The sequence below is a fragment of the Methylomonas methanica genome, assembly GCF_001644035.1.
Lineage (GTDB): Bacteria > Pseudomonadota > Gammaproteobacteria > Methylococcales > Methylomonadaceae > Methylomonas > Methylomonas methanica_A.
This window is the reverse complement of record NZ_LUUG01000093.1, coordinates 134434-150864: the sequence shown is the minus strand read 5'-3', so window position 1 is coordinate 150864 and position 16431 is coordinate 134434. Positions and strand designations below refer to the sequence as shown.

Annotated in this window: 12 protein-coding genes and 1 pseudogene; 9 read left to right on the top strand and 4 right to left on the bottom strand. The window is 52.7% G+C overall.

The window, feature by feature from the left end; genetic code table 11:
- Positions 1-64: 64 nt before the first annotated feature.
- Positions 65-564, top strand: a pseudogene (locus A1332_RS17435) (REP-associated tyrosine transposase).
- Positions 565-665: 101 nt separating this feature from the next.
- Here A1332_RS17435 and A1332_RS17430 read toward each other — a convergent pair.
- The 3 genes from A1332_RS17430 to leuA all read right to left on the bottom strand — a co-directional run bounded on the left by A1332_RS17430 (position 666) and on the right by leuA (position 4723).
- Entirely contained in the window at positions 666-1937 is a 1272-nt protein-coding gene (locus tag A1332_RS17430) for a TIR domain-containing protein (protein WP_064009707.1), read from the bottom strand.
- 231 nt (positions 1938-2168) lie between these two features.
- Positions 2169-2972 (bottom strand): class I SAM-dependent methyltransferase, encoded by an 804-nt coding sequence (locus A1332_RS17425; RefSeq protein WP_082879758.1) that lies wholly within the window; start codon positions 2970-2972, stop codon positions 2169-2171.
- Between the two features lie 14 nt (positions 2973-2986).
- Positions 2987-4723 (bottom strand): 2-isopropylmalate synthase, encoded by a 1737-nt coding sequence (gene leuA, locus A1332_RS17420; RefSeq protein ID WP_064009705.1) that lies wholly within the window; start codon positions 4721-4723, stop codon positions 2987-2989.
- 162 nt (positions 4724-4885) lie between these two features.
- Between leuA and A1332_RS17415 the strand changes: the two genes are divergently transcribed.
- From A1332_RS17415 to A1332_RS25710, 8 genes are all read left to right on the top strand, one after another.
- Complete coding sequence (locus A1332_RS17415; protein ID WP_064009704.1) at positions 4886-5359, top strand: Lrp/AsnC family transcriptional regulator; 474 nt, start codon at positions 4886-4888, stop codon at positions 5357-5359.
- An 85-nt stretch (positions 5360-5444) separates the two neighbouring features.
- Positions 5445-5819 carry a TfoX/Sxy family protein gene (locus tag A1332_RS17410; protein ID WP_064009703.1) on the top strand — a complete coding sequence of 125 codons (375 nt, stop codon included), beginning with the start codon at positions 5445-5447 and terminating at the stop codon, positions 5817-5819.
- A gap of 33 nt (positions 5820-5852) precedes the next feature.
- Positions 5853-6389 (top strand): DUF1697 domain-containing protein, encoded by a 537-nt coding sequence (locus tag A1332_RS17405; protein ID WP_064009702.1) that lies wholly within the window; start codon positions 5853-5855, stop codon positions 6387-6389.
- Between the two features lie 92 nt (positions 6390-6481).
- Entirely contained in the window at positions 6482-9238 is a 2757-nt protein-coding gene (locus A1332_RS17400) for a bifunctional diguanylate cyclase/phosphodiesterase (protein WP_231890345.1), read from the top strand.
- Positions 9239-9356: 118 nt separating this feature from the next.
- Positions 9357-9989, top strand: a complete 633-nt coding sequence (locus A1332_RS17395) for a biliverdin-producing heme oxygenase (protein WP_064009700.1) — start codon at positions 9357-9359, stop codon at positions 9987-9989.
- Positions 9990-10013: 24 nt separating this feature from the next.
- Positions 10014-13262, top strand: a complete 3249-nt coding sequence (locus tag A1332_RS17390) for an EAL domain-containing protein (protein WP_064009699.1) — start codon at positions 10014-10016, stop codon at positions 13260-13262.
- A gap of 150 nt (positions 13263-13412) precedes the next feature.
- On the top strand, positions 13413-14129 hold the full coding sequence (locus A1332_RS17385; RefSeq protein ID WP_064009698.1) for a YebC/PmpR family DNA-binding transcriptional regulator: 717 nt from the start codon (positions 13413-13415) through the stop codon (positions 14127-14129).
- 204 nt (positions 14130-14333) lie between these two features.
- Complete coding sequence (locus A1332_RS25710; protein WP_197491495.1) at positions 14334-14489, top strand: hypothetical protein; 156 nt, start codon at positions 14334-14336, stop codon at positions 14487-14489.
- A gap of 138 nt (positions 14490-14627) precedes the next feature.
- On the opposite strand, the gene A1332_RS17380 is transcribed toward A1332_RS25710, so the two are convergent.
- Entirely contained in the window at positions 14628-16409 is a 1782-nt protein-coding gene (locus A1332_RS17380; protein ID WP_064009697.1) for a GspE/PulE family protein, read from the bottom strand.
- Positions 16410-16431 lie beyond the last annotated feature (22 nt).

The window sequence follows — 16431 nt, the reverse complement described above, 5'->3', positions numbered from 1 at the left end:
TAGTTTGCTTGTCTTTTGATTGAAAAGCTCAATCAATGAGGCAGAGCAGCTCAATTTCAAGGTTATCGATCCAAAATGGCAACAGCCCCTAGTCGAACGCCATGGCAATCGATTGTCAACAGATCGGATTGAACTGTTGCGAATGGCTTTTGCACAAGTGAATGCTAATCATCCCTATGAAATCGATGCGATTGTCGTATTGCCAGAACATTTACATTGTATTTTAACGTTACCCGATGGTGATTCCGACTTTCCCAGCCGATGGGGCTTGATCAAAGCCTATTTCTCACGGCACATAGCAAAAGGCGAGAGAATTTCCCAAGGCCGAGGAAAGCGCGGTGAAAGGGGCTTGTGGCAGCGGCGTTTTGGGAGCATCTTATTCGCGATGAAACCGATTACCGGCAGCATGTCGACTACATTCATTGGAATCCGGTCAAGCATGGCTGGGCTAGATCAGTTAAAGATTGGCCCTATTCGAGTTTTCATGGTTATGTGAAACAGGGTGTGTATCCTGAAAATTGGGGTGTTGACATCGATTTATCGAAGTTAACGGCTAGAGAATAACGCGAATGATGCGGTTCGTACCTCACCGCATCCTACCGGGATCAGACCTCAGCCCGCCAGGATCGTCCGTCTGAAGCGAATTGTTAGATTTGAAACAACTATCACGGCTCATCCGGCGGAATTGCACTTACATAAGCGTGGAATTTTACGGGCTTGTCATTAAAGCGGCTACGCCAATCTTCGATCGTTTTGGGGAGCTGCTCTTTCCACTTGGGCTCCGTGGTGAAGTACCTAGCCACATCATCATCTAGGTATGCGGCCCATAACTCGCCCCTTGGGCCGGACATAATGATCCCTTCCATAATCGTGTATAGACCTCTGACGCCACCGTGTATGACTTTGGCCTCAAATGAATCTAGGCACTCAGACTCACCAATTCCCTGAAAGCGCACCCTCAACGATTCGTAGTACTCACCGGTCAGCCTTACAAGGCTCATCATTTCCAGTTCGTTTAGGAAACCATAATCAAATAGAGGTTCCAGCACGTGAACAAAGTTGCCGGAAAACTGAACACCCATTCCATGGTAGTAATGACAGCTGGACGTTTCCTCGACGCGAATTATTTGCCTATCACCTGACAGCTCACGCCTGAACTGAATTTCTCCAACTTCACCATCAGGCCCATTTTCAACCCTGGCATATGCAAGATCTTGTGCAACCAATCTGGCGTACGCCGTGATTTCGCCCGAATGCGAGCCATTGAAAACTGAAAGATCAAATAGAAACCCCGTCGCGCAGACCTCTCGAATATTTAGCGTTCCTCCAAACCCCAAACCATCGCTGTCATTCTTCCACTTGCCCCACCAAAGCGGTGCTCCCTTGCCAGAAGGCAACGACATTTGCGTTGATTCATGCAACGCCGCTTTTAGCGCCGCCTCAAGACGTCCCTGAAGAAGTGCTCTTACTTCTGAACGGTTGTCGGTATCATTTCTAAATGAATATGGAACAACCCTTCGCCCGCGCAGATCAAACGGCAGCTCTTCAGGGCTTCCATAAGCAGTGTTCTGAACGAGCACCACTCGCTCCCATCCAAGCTGGGCAATAGCATAGCCAAGTTCGACGAGCACGTTTGGATTAGGTGTTAGCCGATTTTCGCTTCCTGTATTTATGATCGATACATCCGCAACGAATACGTCTGCTAACGTGATCTTGGCAAAGATACTCTCAGAAATGGAAGGAGAGCCAGAAACTCCTGCCGTGTCGCGGTCTAGTACCGGCTCAACCGATCCCGTGTCGTCCTTTTTAATGCTCTTTATGGCTCGCTTAAGAGCATCTTCAATTAGATTGCGATTTCCCGAAGCATCGAGATCTGACTGCCACGAATAGAATATAGTCCTCTTCACCGTATTTTGATCCCCAACTTTGGAATACATGGCACCATGCCATAGCGCCTAAGGGATTATCCAGGCTCTAGGTCCGATTATCAATGCTGAATCATTGACACATCTATGTCCGCTTTCGGATCGCTTACTCGACTGGCAACTCTTGGCCGAACAGACACAATCAGGTAAGTATTTGAGCATGAGGGGCCGGGCGAATATCGAAAAATACTCGCACCCTCCCAATTCCTCCGAAAACGCTTCGCTATTCCGAGGCTACGCAGGCTAAAACTTCGCCGATTTCTCCGCTTCGACCTCGAGCAAGACCATCGCCACATGGGCTTTGCCATCCACGCTCAACGGCACTTGATCCAGATAACTCGAACAAACCGCTTCGATAAACGATTCCCTAAGGTCTTCCAGAAGCCGTTGCGTATAAGGCAGCCAGGTGGTTCGAACCCTGCCTGTCAAACCCGCCCGGCCTTCGTGGGTCATATCCTTGGCGACGAGCTCGAGCCGTTTGACGCTAAATCCGGCCACTTCCAGCATCACCCGGTATTCATCGACCCCTGGAAAGGTATATGGAAACTCGAAGCCGATAAAACACCGCGACCATGGCGCCGAATCCTTGACTCGGTCAATCGCCGCCCGCATGCCGGCCGCATCGCCTTGTCCACCCATGCGCAGCAGGATTTTGCCGCCGGTTTTCAGGCTTCGGTACAAGCCGTCAATCACCGGTTGGTGCTGCTTGAGCCAATGCAGCACCGCGTTGGAGAAAACCACGTCAAAACACTCGGCAAAGCGTAAATTCCCTGCATCCATGACCCGAAACGACAGGTTGGGATGTTGCTGTTCCGGGTAGCGATGCTTGGCCAGTGCTATCATCGCCTCGGCATTATCAATGCCGACTACCGCGCCGCGATCGACGATTCCGGCGATTTCCGCCGTGATTTTGCCATCGCCGCAACCTAAATCCAGTACGGATTCGCTGCCGGTTAACCGCAAAACAGCCATCATCTCTTTAGCCCATTGCTGTTGGACGTGCGAGTTTTGTGCATAATCCTGGGCATTCCAACGGTAAGTATTCAATGTTGTCTCCTGTATCATGCCGTAGGGTTTACGGCAGTCGGCGAGCTAACCGCAGTAAAACCTTCGTTTTCAATAGCGCGACGTTGCCGAAAGTCGGCATGGTTAGTTAAGCGATTGCAGCCACCGAGCAGGGCTTTGATCGATGCGGTGACGATGTTGCCGTCCATGCCGACGCCATAGGCGGTTGGGCCGTTCGCAGCCGCCAGTTCGACAAAGGCGCAGGCCTGGGCATCGCCGCCGCTGCCGGTCGAGCGTTCCTCGTAACTGCACACCGACACTGCGCCGCCGAGCGAGCCTAAAGCCTGGATGGTCGCGGCTATCGGTCCGTTACCCACGCCGATTAAGGCGTGCGGTTCGCCGTCCAACTCGATTTGCAGTTGTATGCCTTGTCCTTGCGCATGCTCGAACAATTGATGGCCGAGGTAACGCAATGGCTGTGCCACATCGAGATAAGTCTGGGCAAATAGCTGCCACAACTGTTCCGCGCCGATTTCACCGCCGTGGCGGTCGGTATGGCGTTGCACCACTTGTGAAAACTCCACCTGCAAACGGCGCGGCAGTACCACACCATAATGGCTTTCCAGCAAATGGGCGATGCCGCCCTTGCCGGACTGGCTGTTGATGCGGATCACCGCGTCGTAACCGCGTCCGACGTCGGCCGGATCGAACGGCAGATACGGCACGTTCCAGAGGCTACCGGGCTGCTGGGCGGCAAAGCCTTTCTTGATGGCGTCCTGGTGCGAGCCGGAAAACGCGGTGAACACCAACTCGCCGGCATAGGGTTGGCGGGGCGGTACGCTCAAGCCAGTGCAGGCCTCGAAATCACGCACCACCGCATCGATGTCGGAAAAATCCAAGCCCGGAGCAATGCCTTGTGTATAAAGATTCAAGGCCAGCGTCACTAAATCCACATTGCCGGTGCGTTCGCCGTTGCCGAACAAGCAGCCCTCGACGCGCTCGGCGCCGGCCATCAACGCCAGTTCGGCGGCGGCTACCGCGGTGCCGCGGTCGTTGTGCGGATGCACGCTGAGGATGACGCTGTCGCGGCGGGCGATATGACGATGCATCCATTCGATCTGGTCGGCGTAGACGTTCGGCGTCGCCGTTTCCACCGACGACGGCAAATTCAGAATGATCTTGTTATCCGGCGTCGCGCCCCAGGCGGCGCTGACCGCATCGCAAACCTCGACGGCAAAATCCAGCTCGGTGGCGGTGAAGGTTTCCAGGCTGTATTGCAAGCGCCATTGGGTTTGCAGCTGTTCGGCGGTCAAGTGTTTGACCAGTAGCACCGCCTTGACGGCCATCGTCAACACCTCGGCCCGGCTCATACCCAATACCAGTTCGCAAAATGGTGGGGACGTTGCATTGACGATATGCACGATGGCCGAACGTGCGCCGTGCAAGGCTTCGACGCTACGCCGCAACAACGGCTCGCGGGCGTGGCTGAGTACTTCGATGGTTACGTCGTCGGGTATCAACGCGTCATCTATCAAACGGCGCACGAAGTCGAAATCGGTTTGCGAAGCCGACGGAAACGCCACTTCGATTTCCTTGAAACCGATGCCGCACAAGGTGCGGAACAGGCGCAGTTTGCGTTCGGCGTTCATCGGTTCGAACAAGGCCTGATTGCCGTCGCGCAAATCGGTGCTCATCCAGATCGGCGCTTGGGTAATCGTGCGATTGGGCCATCGGCGGTCGGCAAGCGCCACCGGTGGGAATGGATGGTATTTGCTGGAAGGGTTGGTCAACATGGCTTTAAGCTCCTGGAAAGTAGTTAGCCGATAGGATAGGCTAAACCGTTCGTCAGGCGATTGCGTTTATGCCATGAAAAACTCATTGTTTTGATAGAATGTTGCTATATAAACTGTAAATAGTTTATTTAATTGTTTTAGTGAGTGGATAGCGGGCATTTTATGGAACTGGATCGATACGACAGGCAAATCTTGAACATCCTGCAAGCCGACGGCCGCATCAGCAACCAGGAATTGGCCGACCGCATCGGCCTATCGCCGTCACCTTGCCTGCGGCGGGTGCGGGCGTTGGAGGAGGGCGGCCTGATCGTCGGCTACCGGGCCTTGTTGGATGCCAAAGCCTTGGGTCTGACGCTGATGGCTTTGATCCATATCTCGATGGACCAACACACGCCGGAACGTTTCAGCGCCTTCGAAGCGGCGGTTGCCGAGATTCCGGAAGTGATGGAATGTCTGTTGATCACCGGCCAGACCGCCGATTACCAGCTCAAGGTTATGGTCAAGGACTTGGACGCCTACCAGGAATTGCTGTTGAATCGCGTCACCGGCATTCCGGGTGTCAGTGGGGTGCACACCAGCTTCGTGTTGCGGCGGGTGGTGGATAAGACGGCGTTTCCGGTTGGGGTAGGGGCATGATCGTTCCAAAGGCTTTGCCATTACCGGCGGTTTCAAGCTAAATCGGATTTTATAACTATGCAAACATGCATTTTTTGAGGTTGCGATGAGCGAATTGATTGCCTATCTTCTCGAGGTTTTTGAACTGTTCGGCCCGGTTACCCTACGCAAGATGTTCGGCGGCTACGGTGTCTATCACGACGGATTGATGTTCGCCCTGGTGGCGGACGATACCTTGTACCTGAAAGCCGATGCCGAAAATGTCCGGTACTTCGACGAGCAGGGGCTGGGGCAGTTTGAATACCACAGAGACGGCAAGGTCGCCAAACTGTCGTATTACCAGGCACCGGTTGAGTTTATGGAAGAGCGCGAGCAGGCCGCTATCTGGGCGCGCCGCTCGTACGATGCGGCATTGCGGGCTCAGCGTAAAAAACGCAAAAGCAAAACGGACACGGCGAAGCCATGGCGAGATACCCTTTAAACAGCTCGAAATCGAGGGCCAATCGGCAAACAGATGAAGACCTATATCGCCTTGTTTAGAGGCCTAAACGTCGGCGGGCAAAACATGTTGCCGATGCAGGCACTGGTTGCCATTCTGGAAAGCCTTGGGCTAGGCCAGGTGAAAACCTATATCCAAAGCGGCAATGCCGTGTTTCGAAGCGATAAAGCAAACGTTGCGCCACTTTCCGAACAGATCGGCGCGGCAATAAAACAACACCAAGGATTCGAGCCGCAGTTAGTGTTGCTGGAACTGGCAGAGCTGGAACAGGCCATGCGAGTCAATCCCTTTCCCGAAGCGGAAACCCAGCCCAATACCTTGCATCTGAATTTTTTGCTGTCCGCACCGACCAATCCCGACCTGAACGCACTGGCGGCCATCAAAAAAGACAACGAACGCTACAGCTTGATCAACCAGGTTTTTTACTTGCATGCGCCGGAGGGTATCGGACGTTCCAAACTGGCGGCTCAAGCCGAAAAACGCCTCGGCGTGGCGATGACCGGGCGGAATTGGCGAACGGTTTGCAAGCTCGTGGAACTGGCGAAAGCATGATACCGCCCTAAAGCCGCCGATCAATAAAACCCGCGCGAGTTGATTCGCCACGGTTGCCGTTATCGCGGAAAGCGGCTAGCCGAAAAACAGCATTGCCAGTTAATCCGGTTAGCGTACAATCCAAAACGCTTACCGGTAGTCGTTCCAAACCCACTTCAGTCGTTAGTCAGCATCCGGCCGCTAAACCATACGTGATCAGTAACCCGAACAAACAGGCAGCAATCCAAGCGGCACAGCTACGCCAGCTGTTTGCGGCAAGTAACACGTCATTGATCAGCAGCACGCTACTGGCGGTGATTCTGGCCTATATGCAGCGCGACATGATCGCGGCTTCCGTGGTGCTTACTTGGCTTATACTCATTATGCTGGTGGCGGTTTCCCGCACCTTGCTGGTCAAGGCTTATCGAACCGCCGCTCCGGGAGTGGGCGCTAGCACGCGATTTTGGTTGAAAAGGTTTCGTATCGGGGTGCTGGCTGTGGGTCTGGTGTGGGGGGCGGCCGGTTTTCTGATGTTCCCGGCCAATAGCGCGCAACACCAACTCTTTCTGGTTTTTATGCTGGCGGGTTTATCGGCCGGCGGCGTAGTGGCATTTTCCGCCGATCTGCCCAGCGCGGTGCTATTTTCCGTGACCTCGCTGCTGCCCCTCATTATTCGCTTGTTCGTGTCCGGTAATGGCTTGTTTGTGGCGATGAGCATGGCGGGTTTTTTATACCTATGCTTCATGATGGTCAGCTTACGGCGTATCAATCGCAGTATCACCGAGAATATTGTGCTGCATCTGGATGCCGCTGAACGCGAGGAAACCATGCGGACCAGCGAGCAACGCTATCGCTTGCTGCTGAAACATTCGCCCATCGGTATTTTTCATTACGATATCGATCTGGTGGTCACGTACTACAATGAGCCGTTCGCCGATATTTTGCAGAATAGCGTCGAGGCTATCGTCGGATTGGATATTAAAGGTTTTAAGGACCCCGCGATACTCGCGGCCTTACAGCGGGCGCTGCAAGGCGAAAAGGTGGTTTATGAAGGCGAGTACAAACCCTCGCCGAATGCGGCCGGCATTTGGATAGATATGACTTGTGCGCCGTCCCGAGATGGTGTCGGCAAGATTGCTGGCGGTATCGCTATTATCCGGGACATCAGCGAACGCAAACAGGCGGAAGAGATGCTGCGGGTCAGCGCCATTGCCTTCGAATCACAGTCGGCGATGATCGTCACCTCCCCGGACGCGGTGATCCTGCGCGTGAATCGGGCCTTTACCGCGCTGACCGGCTACAACGCCGACGAAGTGCTGGGGCAAACGCCGCACATGCTCAACTCCGGGCGGCACGACAAGGGATTCTTTAACGCAATGTGGACCTCATTGCAGGAAACCGGCCACTGGCAAGGTGAAATCTGGAATCGCCGTAAGAACGGCCTGATCGTCGCTGAGTGGCTGACCATCGCCGCCGTGGTCGCACCTGATGGCCGAATTACTCATTACGTTGGTACGTTTTCGGATATTACCGAGAATAAGGATGCGGTGGCGGAAATCCACCGTTTGGCCTACTACGATCCTTTAACCCACTTACCTAACCGGCGTTTGCTGCAAGATCGCTTGGCTCAGGAACTGGTTGCCGGCGCCCGCAACGGTTTGTATGGCGCTATTCTGTTTTTGGACCTGGATAATTTCAAGACGCTTAACGACACGCGCGGTCATGATGCCGGCGACCGGCTATTGGTGGAAGTGGCGCGGCGGTTACGCGCTACCGTGCGCGAGTGCGACATCGTCGGACGCCTGGGTGGCGATGAGTTTTTGGTGTTGCTGGCGGATTTGAGTGCCGATGCCGAGCTTGCCGCAATGCAGACCAAACAAGTCGGTGAAAAACTGCTGGAAGCGCTGGCTCATCCCTACGACTTGAGCGGCTACGAATTTCATTGTTCGGCCAGTATCGGTATTCGTTTGTACCGCGATCAAGAGCTTGCCGAAGAGCTACTCCGGCATGCCGATCTTGCCATGTACCAGGCCAAAGTAGCCGGGCGCAATACCGTACGCTTTTTCGATCCGAGCATGCAGGCGATGGCGACTGCCCGTGCCGAGTTGGAAAAAGATTTGCGCCTCGCGCTGGCCCATAATCAGTTCAAGCTATATTTTCAACCGCAGATGTATCGAAACCATCAAGTGGTGGGCGCCGAAGTGCTGTTGCGCTGGCAGCATCCGGAACGCGGATTGGTGTCGCCGTTGGAGTTTATTGCCTTGGCGGAAAAAACCAGTTTGATTCTGCCGATTGGCCAGTGCGTATTGGAAGCGGCCTGCGCGCAACTGAAACGGTGGGAGGGGAGTGAAAATTGGCGGCAGTTTCGGCTGGCTATTAATGTCAGTGCGCGCCAGTTTAGAGCGGCGGATTTTGTCGAACAGGTGCGGCGGGCGCTGGATAATAACGGGGTCAATCCGGACTTGCTGGAACTGGAACTGACTGAAAGTCTGGTGCTTGAGAATATCAACGACACTATCCTGAAGATGCAAGCGCTCAGGGATATGGGCGTGCGCTTTTCTTTGGACGATTTCGGTACCGGGTATTCGTCGTTTTCCTATCTGACGCAGTTGCCGTTCGATCAGTTAAAAATCGATCGCTCCTTCGTGCATAACATCGGCGTCAAGACCAGCGATGCGGTGATCGTGCAAACCATCATCGGCATGGCCCATAACCTGGGGATAGAGGTGATTGCCGAAGGGGGCGAAACCGACGCGCAGCGCTTGTTTCTGGAACAGCACGGCTGCCATGCCTGTCAGGGGTTTTTGTTCAGCAAGCCGGTGCCGATAGAAGAGTTTATGGCCTGGAGCCGGCGTTTGCCCAAGTGTTAGCCCGGCCCGCAAATATTGCCATTCCCGCTATCAGGGACGCATCTGGCCTTCCGCTGAATTGTTGGTATATTCCTATTCCGTGCCGTTTTTTACTAAACAGGGTTTGCCGGGGCTCCGAATGAAATCGTCCGCTACACCGCCGTACAATTCCAAACAGGCAGTACGCGAGGCCTTGAGAGACGCAACCAACGACTATCACAAGCGCTTAAATCAACACCGTTTACTGGTCGGGCTAACCCAGCCCGGCTACTCGTTGGATACATACCGAAATTTACTAACGGCCTACTATTATCTCTACCAAGCCTTGGAAGGTCGGTTAATTGCCTTTCAGCCTTCTAAAGACTGTCAATTAGACTATTCTCAACGCGTCAAGCTACCCTGGATTTGCCGCGATCTGGCTTTTTTGGGGGTCGATCCGCTGGCCGGCGGATGTGAAACAGCGCAAAACATACCGGCACCGCCGGTGACCAGCATCGGCGAATATACGGGGGTTTTATACGTGATAGAGGGTTCGATGTTGGGTGGACAGCTTATTTCGCGCAGCCTAGAGGCACATCATGGGTTGAGTGGCGAAGCCGGTGCTTGCTTTTACCGAGGCTATGGTCAGGACACAGCGCTTATGTGGCAAGATTTTCTGCGGTTTGCGGAAAACATTGCCGGCGACGATCAGGAGCGTCTGGCTGCCGAGCGCGCGGCATGCCAAACTTTTCAATTCTTTATTAAGGTGCTGGACGACTGTGCATATTCTTAAGCTACATGTTCTCTGCTTTGGCTAATGGGTGAGATCGATCAGCAGGTTTTGCAACAGGCGCTGGAAAAGTGCGCGTCCGAGCCTATTCACCAGATCGGGCAGATCCAGCCTCATGGTGCCTTGTTGGTACTGAGCGCCGAACATCCTTACACGGTATTGCAGGCCAGTGCCAACTTTAGCGAGTTTTTCACCGAATTGACCGGCAATGTTTGCGGCAAACCGCTGCAAGCGCTGGTCGGCGATAAAATTGCCGAGCAAATTCAGCAAATGTTTCAAGTGGCGCAGAGTAAAAATACTGCCGCCGGCAAACTCAGCATTCCCCAGCGTCACGCCTCCCTCGATCTACAGGCCCATGTTTACCTCAGTGACGGACTATATGTGCTGGAACTCGTGCCTGATCACGACGCCGACCAAGAAGGGCGCTTGTCCGAATTGCTGATGCAGATGCAGGAATCATTACTGCAATACGACGCGAATAGCGATTTTTCACATTATTTCGATGATGTCGCGGTGTTGGTGCGGCGGATGAGCGGCTACGATAGTGTGATGATCTATCGGTTTGACTCCAATTGGAACGGTCAAGTGATCAGCCAAAATAGCGTGGATCATGCTCCGTCCTATCTGGGGCTGCACTTTCCGGCCAGCGATATTCCGGCGCAAGCGCGACGGCTTTATACCTGTAATCTGGTGCGTTTGGTTGCCGATATTGATGCCGAGCCCGTCGCCATTTTACCTGGCGTCAATCCCGTTACCGAAAAGCCTTTGGATATGACGTATTCGGCGTTGCGCTGTCTGTCGCCGATACATATCCAGTATTTGCGCAATATCGGTGTGCAGGGTTCGATGGTGGTTTCCTTGCTGCAAAACGGTCGATTATGGGGCTTGATAGCCTGTCATCATTTCACGGCAAAACGCGTGTCGATTGCTCAGCGGGAAGCCGTCACCTTTATAAGCCGGATGGTGTCGTCGAAATTGTCGTCGATTGAGGCGCTGGAGCAGTACAACTGTGTTGCCAGCGCTAACCATGTGATCGGCGAATTGCTGAATTATATTTTTATCGATCATGAGCAAGCGGTGCTGAAGCGCTTACTGCCGCAATTGATGTCGTTATTGGATGCTACCGGGATAGTAGCTGTTGTGGAAGGTAAGCGGCATGTTTACGGTGAGGTGCTGAAAGCAGTCGACCTACGAGCGCTATTGCTCTGGCTGGGTAAACAAGCCAGTGGCCAGATATTTAGTTCTGATCATCTTTCCATTGATTTTGCGCCGGCCGAAAAATATCAGGATGTAGCCGCCGGAATACTAACCACTCCATTGCCCGGCGATATGCGCAATTACATCGTTTGGTTACGGCAGGAGAAGCCGCGCACCGTAAAGTGGGCGGGCAGGGCCGAGAAAGGCTTGGTGAGAGATAAAAGCGGAAACTACCAACTTACGCCGCGCAAGTCATTTGAAATGTGGACGGAATTGTGGCACGGCCGCAGCGAACCTTGGTCGAATGTACAAATCGACATCGCCAGGATGTTGGCGATGACCTTGCCTGAGGGCTTGGCACAAAAATGTCGATTGGAGCAGGCGCTGAGGCAGCAACAGTTACTAGACGCGGAGCTGCGGATTGCCGCTACCGCGTTCGAGTCGCAGGAAGGCATAGTGGTGTTGGATGAAAATCGTCTGATCTTGCGGGTAAACCAGGCGTTTACCCGCATTACCGGTTACCTGAGCGAGGAAGTGGTAGGCAAGAATCCACGGGTCTTGGAATTGGATTTGCAGGGCGTAGCTTATTACGCGGAAATGTGGGAAAGGGTGGAGAACTTAGGCGTCTGGGAAGGCGAGATTTGCAGTAAGCGCAAGGACGGCACGGTTTTTCCAATTCATTTGGCCATCAGCACGGTAAAGGACCAGGAGGGGTGCGTCAAAAACTATGTGGCCACGTTTGTGGATATTACCTCTATTAAAGCGGCCGCCGAGGAAATCGAGCGTTTGGCGTTTTACGATCCGCTGACTGGTTTACCGAATCGCCGATTGTTGCAGGATCGCTTGAAACGAGCGCTGATAGCCAGCGCGCGCAGCGGACGGGAGGGGGCTATCCTGTTTATCGATCTGGATAATTTCAAAACCTTAAACGACACCCTCGGTCACGACATGGGTGATTTATTGTTGCAATTGGTGGCGCAACGCTTGGTGGCTTGCGTGCGGGAAGGCGATACTGTTTCGAGACTTGGCGGGGATGAATTTGTCGTGATGTTGACCGATCTGAGCGATGAAGTGCTTGATGCTGGCGCACAGACCGAAATTGTCGCCAATAAAATCCTCAGTGCCTTGACGCAAACCTACCGGCTTGCCGATCATGAGTATCGCAACTCCCCCAGTATCGGCGCGGTGTTATTTACCGACCACGAAACGGATATAGAAAGCTTGCTGAAACAAGCCGATATTGCCATGTATCAGGCGAAAAAAGCCGGGCGAAATACCATACGTTTCTTCGACCCGGCGATGCAGGCCAGTATCAATGCGCGGGTCAAATTGGAAGCGGATTTACACGGCGCATTAGCAAATAAGCAATTCCAATTGCACTACCAGCCGCAGGTATCGCATAGTCTGGATATTATCGGTGCGGAAGTATTGATCCGATTTCAACACCCGGAGCGCGGCTTGATTTCGCCCGCCGAGTTTATTCCGCTGGCCGAGGATATCGGTTTGATAGTGCCGATAGGGCGGTGGGTGTTGGAAACCGTTTGCCGCCAGCTGAAGAGTTGGGAAAGCAGCGCGCGCACCCAGTATTTACAATTGGCCGCGAATGTCAGCGCTCGGCAGTTTAGGCAAACTGATTTCGTCGACGTTGTCAGGCAAATAATTCGAGAGAGCGACATCAATCCTAATCGCTTGAAGTTGGAGCTAACTGAAAGTCTGGTGCTTGACGACATTGATGAGACTATCCGCAAAATGCATGCGCTGCGGGAAATTGGCGTGCGGTTTTCGATGGACGATTTCGGTACCGGAAATTCGTCTCTATCTAATCTCAGGAAATTGCCTATCGATCAATTGAAGATTGATCAAAGCTTTGTGCGGGATATTTCGGTCGATCCCGACGATACCGTGATCGTACAAACCATTATCGCCATGGCGAATAATCTGGGCTTGGACGTCATAGCTGAAGGGGTGGAAACCGAGGAGCAACGTTGCTTTTTGGAAAAACACGGCTGTCATACGTTTCAAGGTTACTTCTACAGTAAACCCCTGCCGTTAGATGGTTTCGAAGCTTTGCTAAGTTAAAACTTGCCGCATTTGTTTTAGTGGTGGGGCGAGACGAATCATGTTTGGCGCAGGCGGACGTGCCGTAAGCCGGTCAAAAAATTCCCACGGCAAATACTTATCTGTAAAATCTCTCCTTTTTTGCCAAGTGATCCGGGGAGCAAAAGTCGAATGGGTAGAGCGTATCAAAACCGTAAAGTGTCCATGGCCAAAACGGCTGATGCCAAGGCCAAGGTTTACAGCAAATATGGCCGGGAAATCTATATGGCTGCCAAGTCAGGCGGTATCGACCCATCGGGCAATTTGACCTTGCGGGGGTTGATCGATAGAGCCAAAAAAGACCAGGTGCCTACCCACGTTATCGAAAAAGCTATCGATAAGGCCAAGGGTGGCGGTGGGGAGGATTTCGCGCCTGCCCGTTACGAAGGCTTTGGGCCTGGCGGTTGCATGGTGATAGTTGATTGCTTGACCGACAATCCCAATCGCACCTTCGGTGACGTACGTCTGTGTTTTACCAAAACCAAATGCAAGATTGGTACGCAGGGCGCGGTCAGCCATATGTTCGATCATTCGGCAATCTTGGCGTTTAAACACGGCGACGAAGATGCGGTACTGGAAGCTTTGCTGAGCGCTGACGTGGATGTATCGGACATCGAAAACGAAGACGGCAAGTTGACCGTGTTTACACCCCACGCCGATTACGCCAAAGCCAAGCAGGCCTTGACGGATTTGTTGGGCGAGATCGATTTCGAAGTGGATGAAATTCAGTTTATGCCTAGAAGCGTTACTCCTATTGGCGGCGACGATGTGGCGATGTTCGAAAAGTTTTTGGATATGTTGAACGATCTGGACGACGTGCAAAACGTTTTTCATGATGCCGAGTATTAAGGGCAATACCGTTCAGCAATTTCGCATGTTGTATTCAGGAACCTTAGCGTTCCTGATCTCTTAAAATGCGTTGGCATTGCTTATTTTAGCGTGGTAACGCCGATATTGTTTCTTTTTGTAAAACAACTAATGCATAACCAATGGTATTGTTAATGAATTAGATCTATCTTATAGTGTAAGCGTGTTTATTACGGAGTAGAAAAAATGAATGACTTACAAAAAGATATTTTGAACGGTTTGGCGTTTATCACCGGTGTGATCGGTTTTATGTCAGGCGAATTTATTATTTCATCGGCATTGTTCGCCTCAACAACGGTTGCCAGCAATATCAACGTAAATCGGAAGAAAAACCGCGATTAAGCAAGCTTGAAATAAGGCGTGTTTTGTTTTAGCAGGAAAACAACGCATCGGCTGAGGCCGGGTGTTTTCCCGAGCTTGCTGCACCCATTCCGGCTTTATCCTATCTGCGCGATAAATAGTTTGCGCTGATCGACAGGTTTAAAAATCTATCCGCTCCGGTGCCACCCGCAACACTTCTTCCATAGTGGTAATACCGGCGGCAACTTTTTCCGCGCCACTCAGCCTTAACGGGCGCATGCCTTCCCTGATAGCCTGACGTTGCAGCAAAAGCGTGTCGCAGCCTTCCACGATCAGTTTTTGCAGAGCCGGGTTGTTTTCGAAAATTTCGTAAATGCCGATACGGCCGGCAAAGCCGGTATTGCGGCAAGTCTTACAGCCGACGGCTTTATAAACATGCTTAGGTGCGGCGACTTTAAACGGCGCGACCAAAGCCTGCCATTGTGTTTCGTCTACGGTTGTCGCGGTTTTGCACTGCCGGCATAACACTCTTATCAAGCGTTGCGCCATCACGCCCAAAATGGTTTGCTGGATCAGATAACCAGGAACGCCAAGATTTAACAATCGGGTTACCGCAGCCGGTGCGCTATTGGTGTGCAGCGTCGAAATCACCAAATGTCCGGTCAGCGAGGCTTGCACAGCCATTTCAGCCGTCTCCAGGTCGCGAATTTCGCCGACCATGATAATGTCCGGGTCTTGCCGCAGTAGGGTGCGAATACCGCTGGCGAAGTCCAAACCGATATTGGCCTGGGTTTGCATTTGATTGAAAGCCGGTTCGATTTGTTCGATCGGGTCTTCCACGGTACACAGGTTGATTTCCGATGTGGCGAGCCGTTTTAACGTGGAATACAAGGTGGTGGTTTTGCCGGAACCGGTCGGACCGGTCACCAAAATAATGCCGTGGGTCTGGCCGGTCATCCGGTTCCAAATCGCCAACTCCTGCTTATTAAAGCCCAGTTGCTCGTAATCGCGCAGCAGCACTTCCGGGTCGAAAATTCGCATCACCAGCTTTTCGCCGAACGCAGTCGGCATGGTGGAGAGCCGCAGTTCTATTTCCTTGCTGTTGCTATTTTGGGTTTTGATCCGGCCATCCTGGGGCAGACGTTTCTCGGCGATATTCATCCGGCCCAGAATCTTCAAGCGGCTAAGTACCGCATTCATAATCGGCATTGGCAGTTGATAAACATTATGCAAAATGCCGTCTATCCTGAACCGCACATTACCCTGTTGGCGGCGCGGCTCGATGTGAATATCGCTGGCGCGCTGGTCGAAAGCATATTGCAGCAACCAGTTGACCAGATTGACCACATGCTGGTTGTTGGCGTCCAGATCGGCGCTTTTACTCAGTTCGACCAACTGTTCGAAGTTTTGGCCTTCTGCGGCACGGCCATCGTTATGGGTTTGCGCGCCTTTCAGTGATTTGGAAAAGTTATAAAACTCGTCCAGATAGCGCTTGATCTCGTCCGGGTTGGAAAACACGCAGCGAATTTTGCCGTGATGCATCTTCGCCAAGTCGAGTTGCCAGGCGCGGATGAAGGGTTCGGCAGTGGCTACCACGATTTCATCGGCGTCTATCTTGATCGGCAGAATATTGTAATTGCCGGCGTAAGCCTTACTGAACAAGGCGGTGACCGTGGGTACGTCTATTTTTAACGGGTCGAAATAGTAATAAGGCATCGCCAGCTTTTTTGCCAGCCATTGCGTCAAGTCTTCCTGGGTCAGTAGGCTACCAAGCTGGCTTTGATCGGCCAGCTCACACTCGGCCAGCACCTTTAACGGATGCTTGTTTAGATTGATTTTGGCGACCGCGTACTGCCGGCATTTTTCGACATCCTTGGCGGACAGCATGCCGTCCTCTTCCAGCCACTTAATGACCTGGTTGATGTCTAGCTTTCTGTCTTCGGATTTGTGTTCTTCCCGCATGCGCCTGGTTTGCTATGATATA

Coding starts and splice junctions, on each gene's coding strand:
- A1332_RS17430 (WP_064009707.1), bottom strand. CDS start 1,937: ATGTATTCCAAAGTTGGGGATCAAAATACGGTGAAGAGGACTATATTC.
- leuA (WP_064009705.1), bottom strand. CDS start 4,723: ATGTTGACCAACCCTTCCAGCAAATACCATCCATTCCCACCGGTGGCG.
- A1332_RS17415 (WP_064009704.1), top strand. CDS start 4,886: ATGGAACTGGATCGATACGACAGGCAAATCTTGAACATCCTGCAAGCC.
- A1332_RS17410 (WP_064009703.1), top strand. CDS start 5,445: ATGAGCGAATTGATTGCCTATCTTCTCGAGGTTTTTGAACTGTTCGGC.
- A1332_RS17405 (WP_064009702.1), top strand. CDS start 5,853: ATGAAGACCTATATCGCCTTGTTTAGAGGCCTAAACGTCGGCGGGCAA.
- A1332_RS17395 (WP_064009700.1), top strand. CDS start 9,357: ATGAAATCGTCCGCTACACCGCCGTACAATTCCAAACAGGCAGTACGC.
- A1332_RS17390 (WP_064009699.1), top strand. CDS start 10,014: ATGGGTGAGATCGATCAGCAGGTTTTGCAACAGGCGCTGGAAAAGTGC.
- A1332_RS17385 (WP_064009698.1), top strand. CDS start 13,413: ATGGGTAGAGCGTATCAAAACCGTAAAGTGTCCATGGCCAAAACGGCT.
- A1332_RS25710 (WP_197491495.1), top strand. CDS start 14,334: ATGAATGACTTACAAAAAGATATTTTGAACGGTTTGGCGTTTATCACC.
- A1332_RS17380 (WP_064009697.1), bottom strand. CDS start 16,409: ATGCGGGAAGAACACAAATCCGAAGACAGAAAGCTAGACATCAACCAG.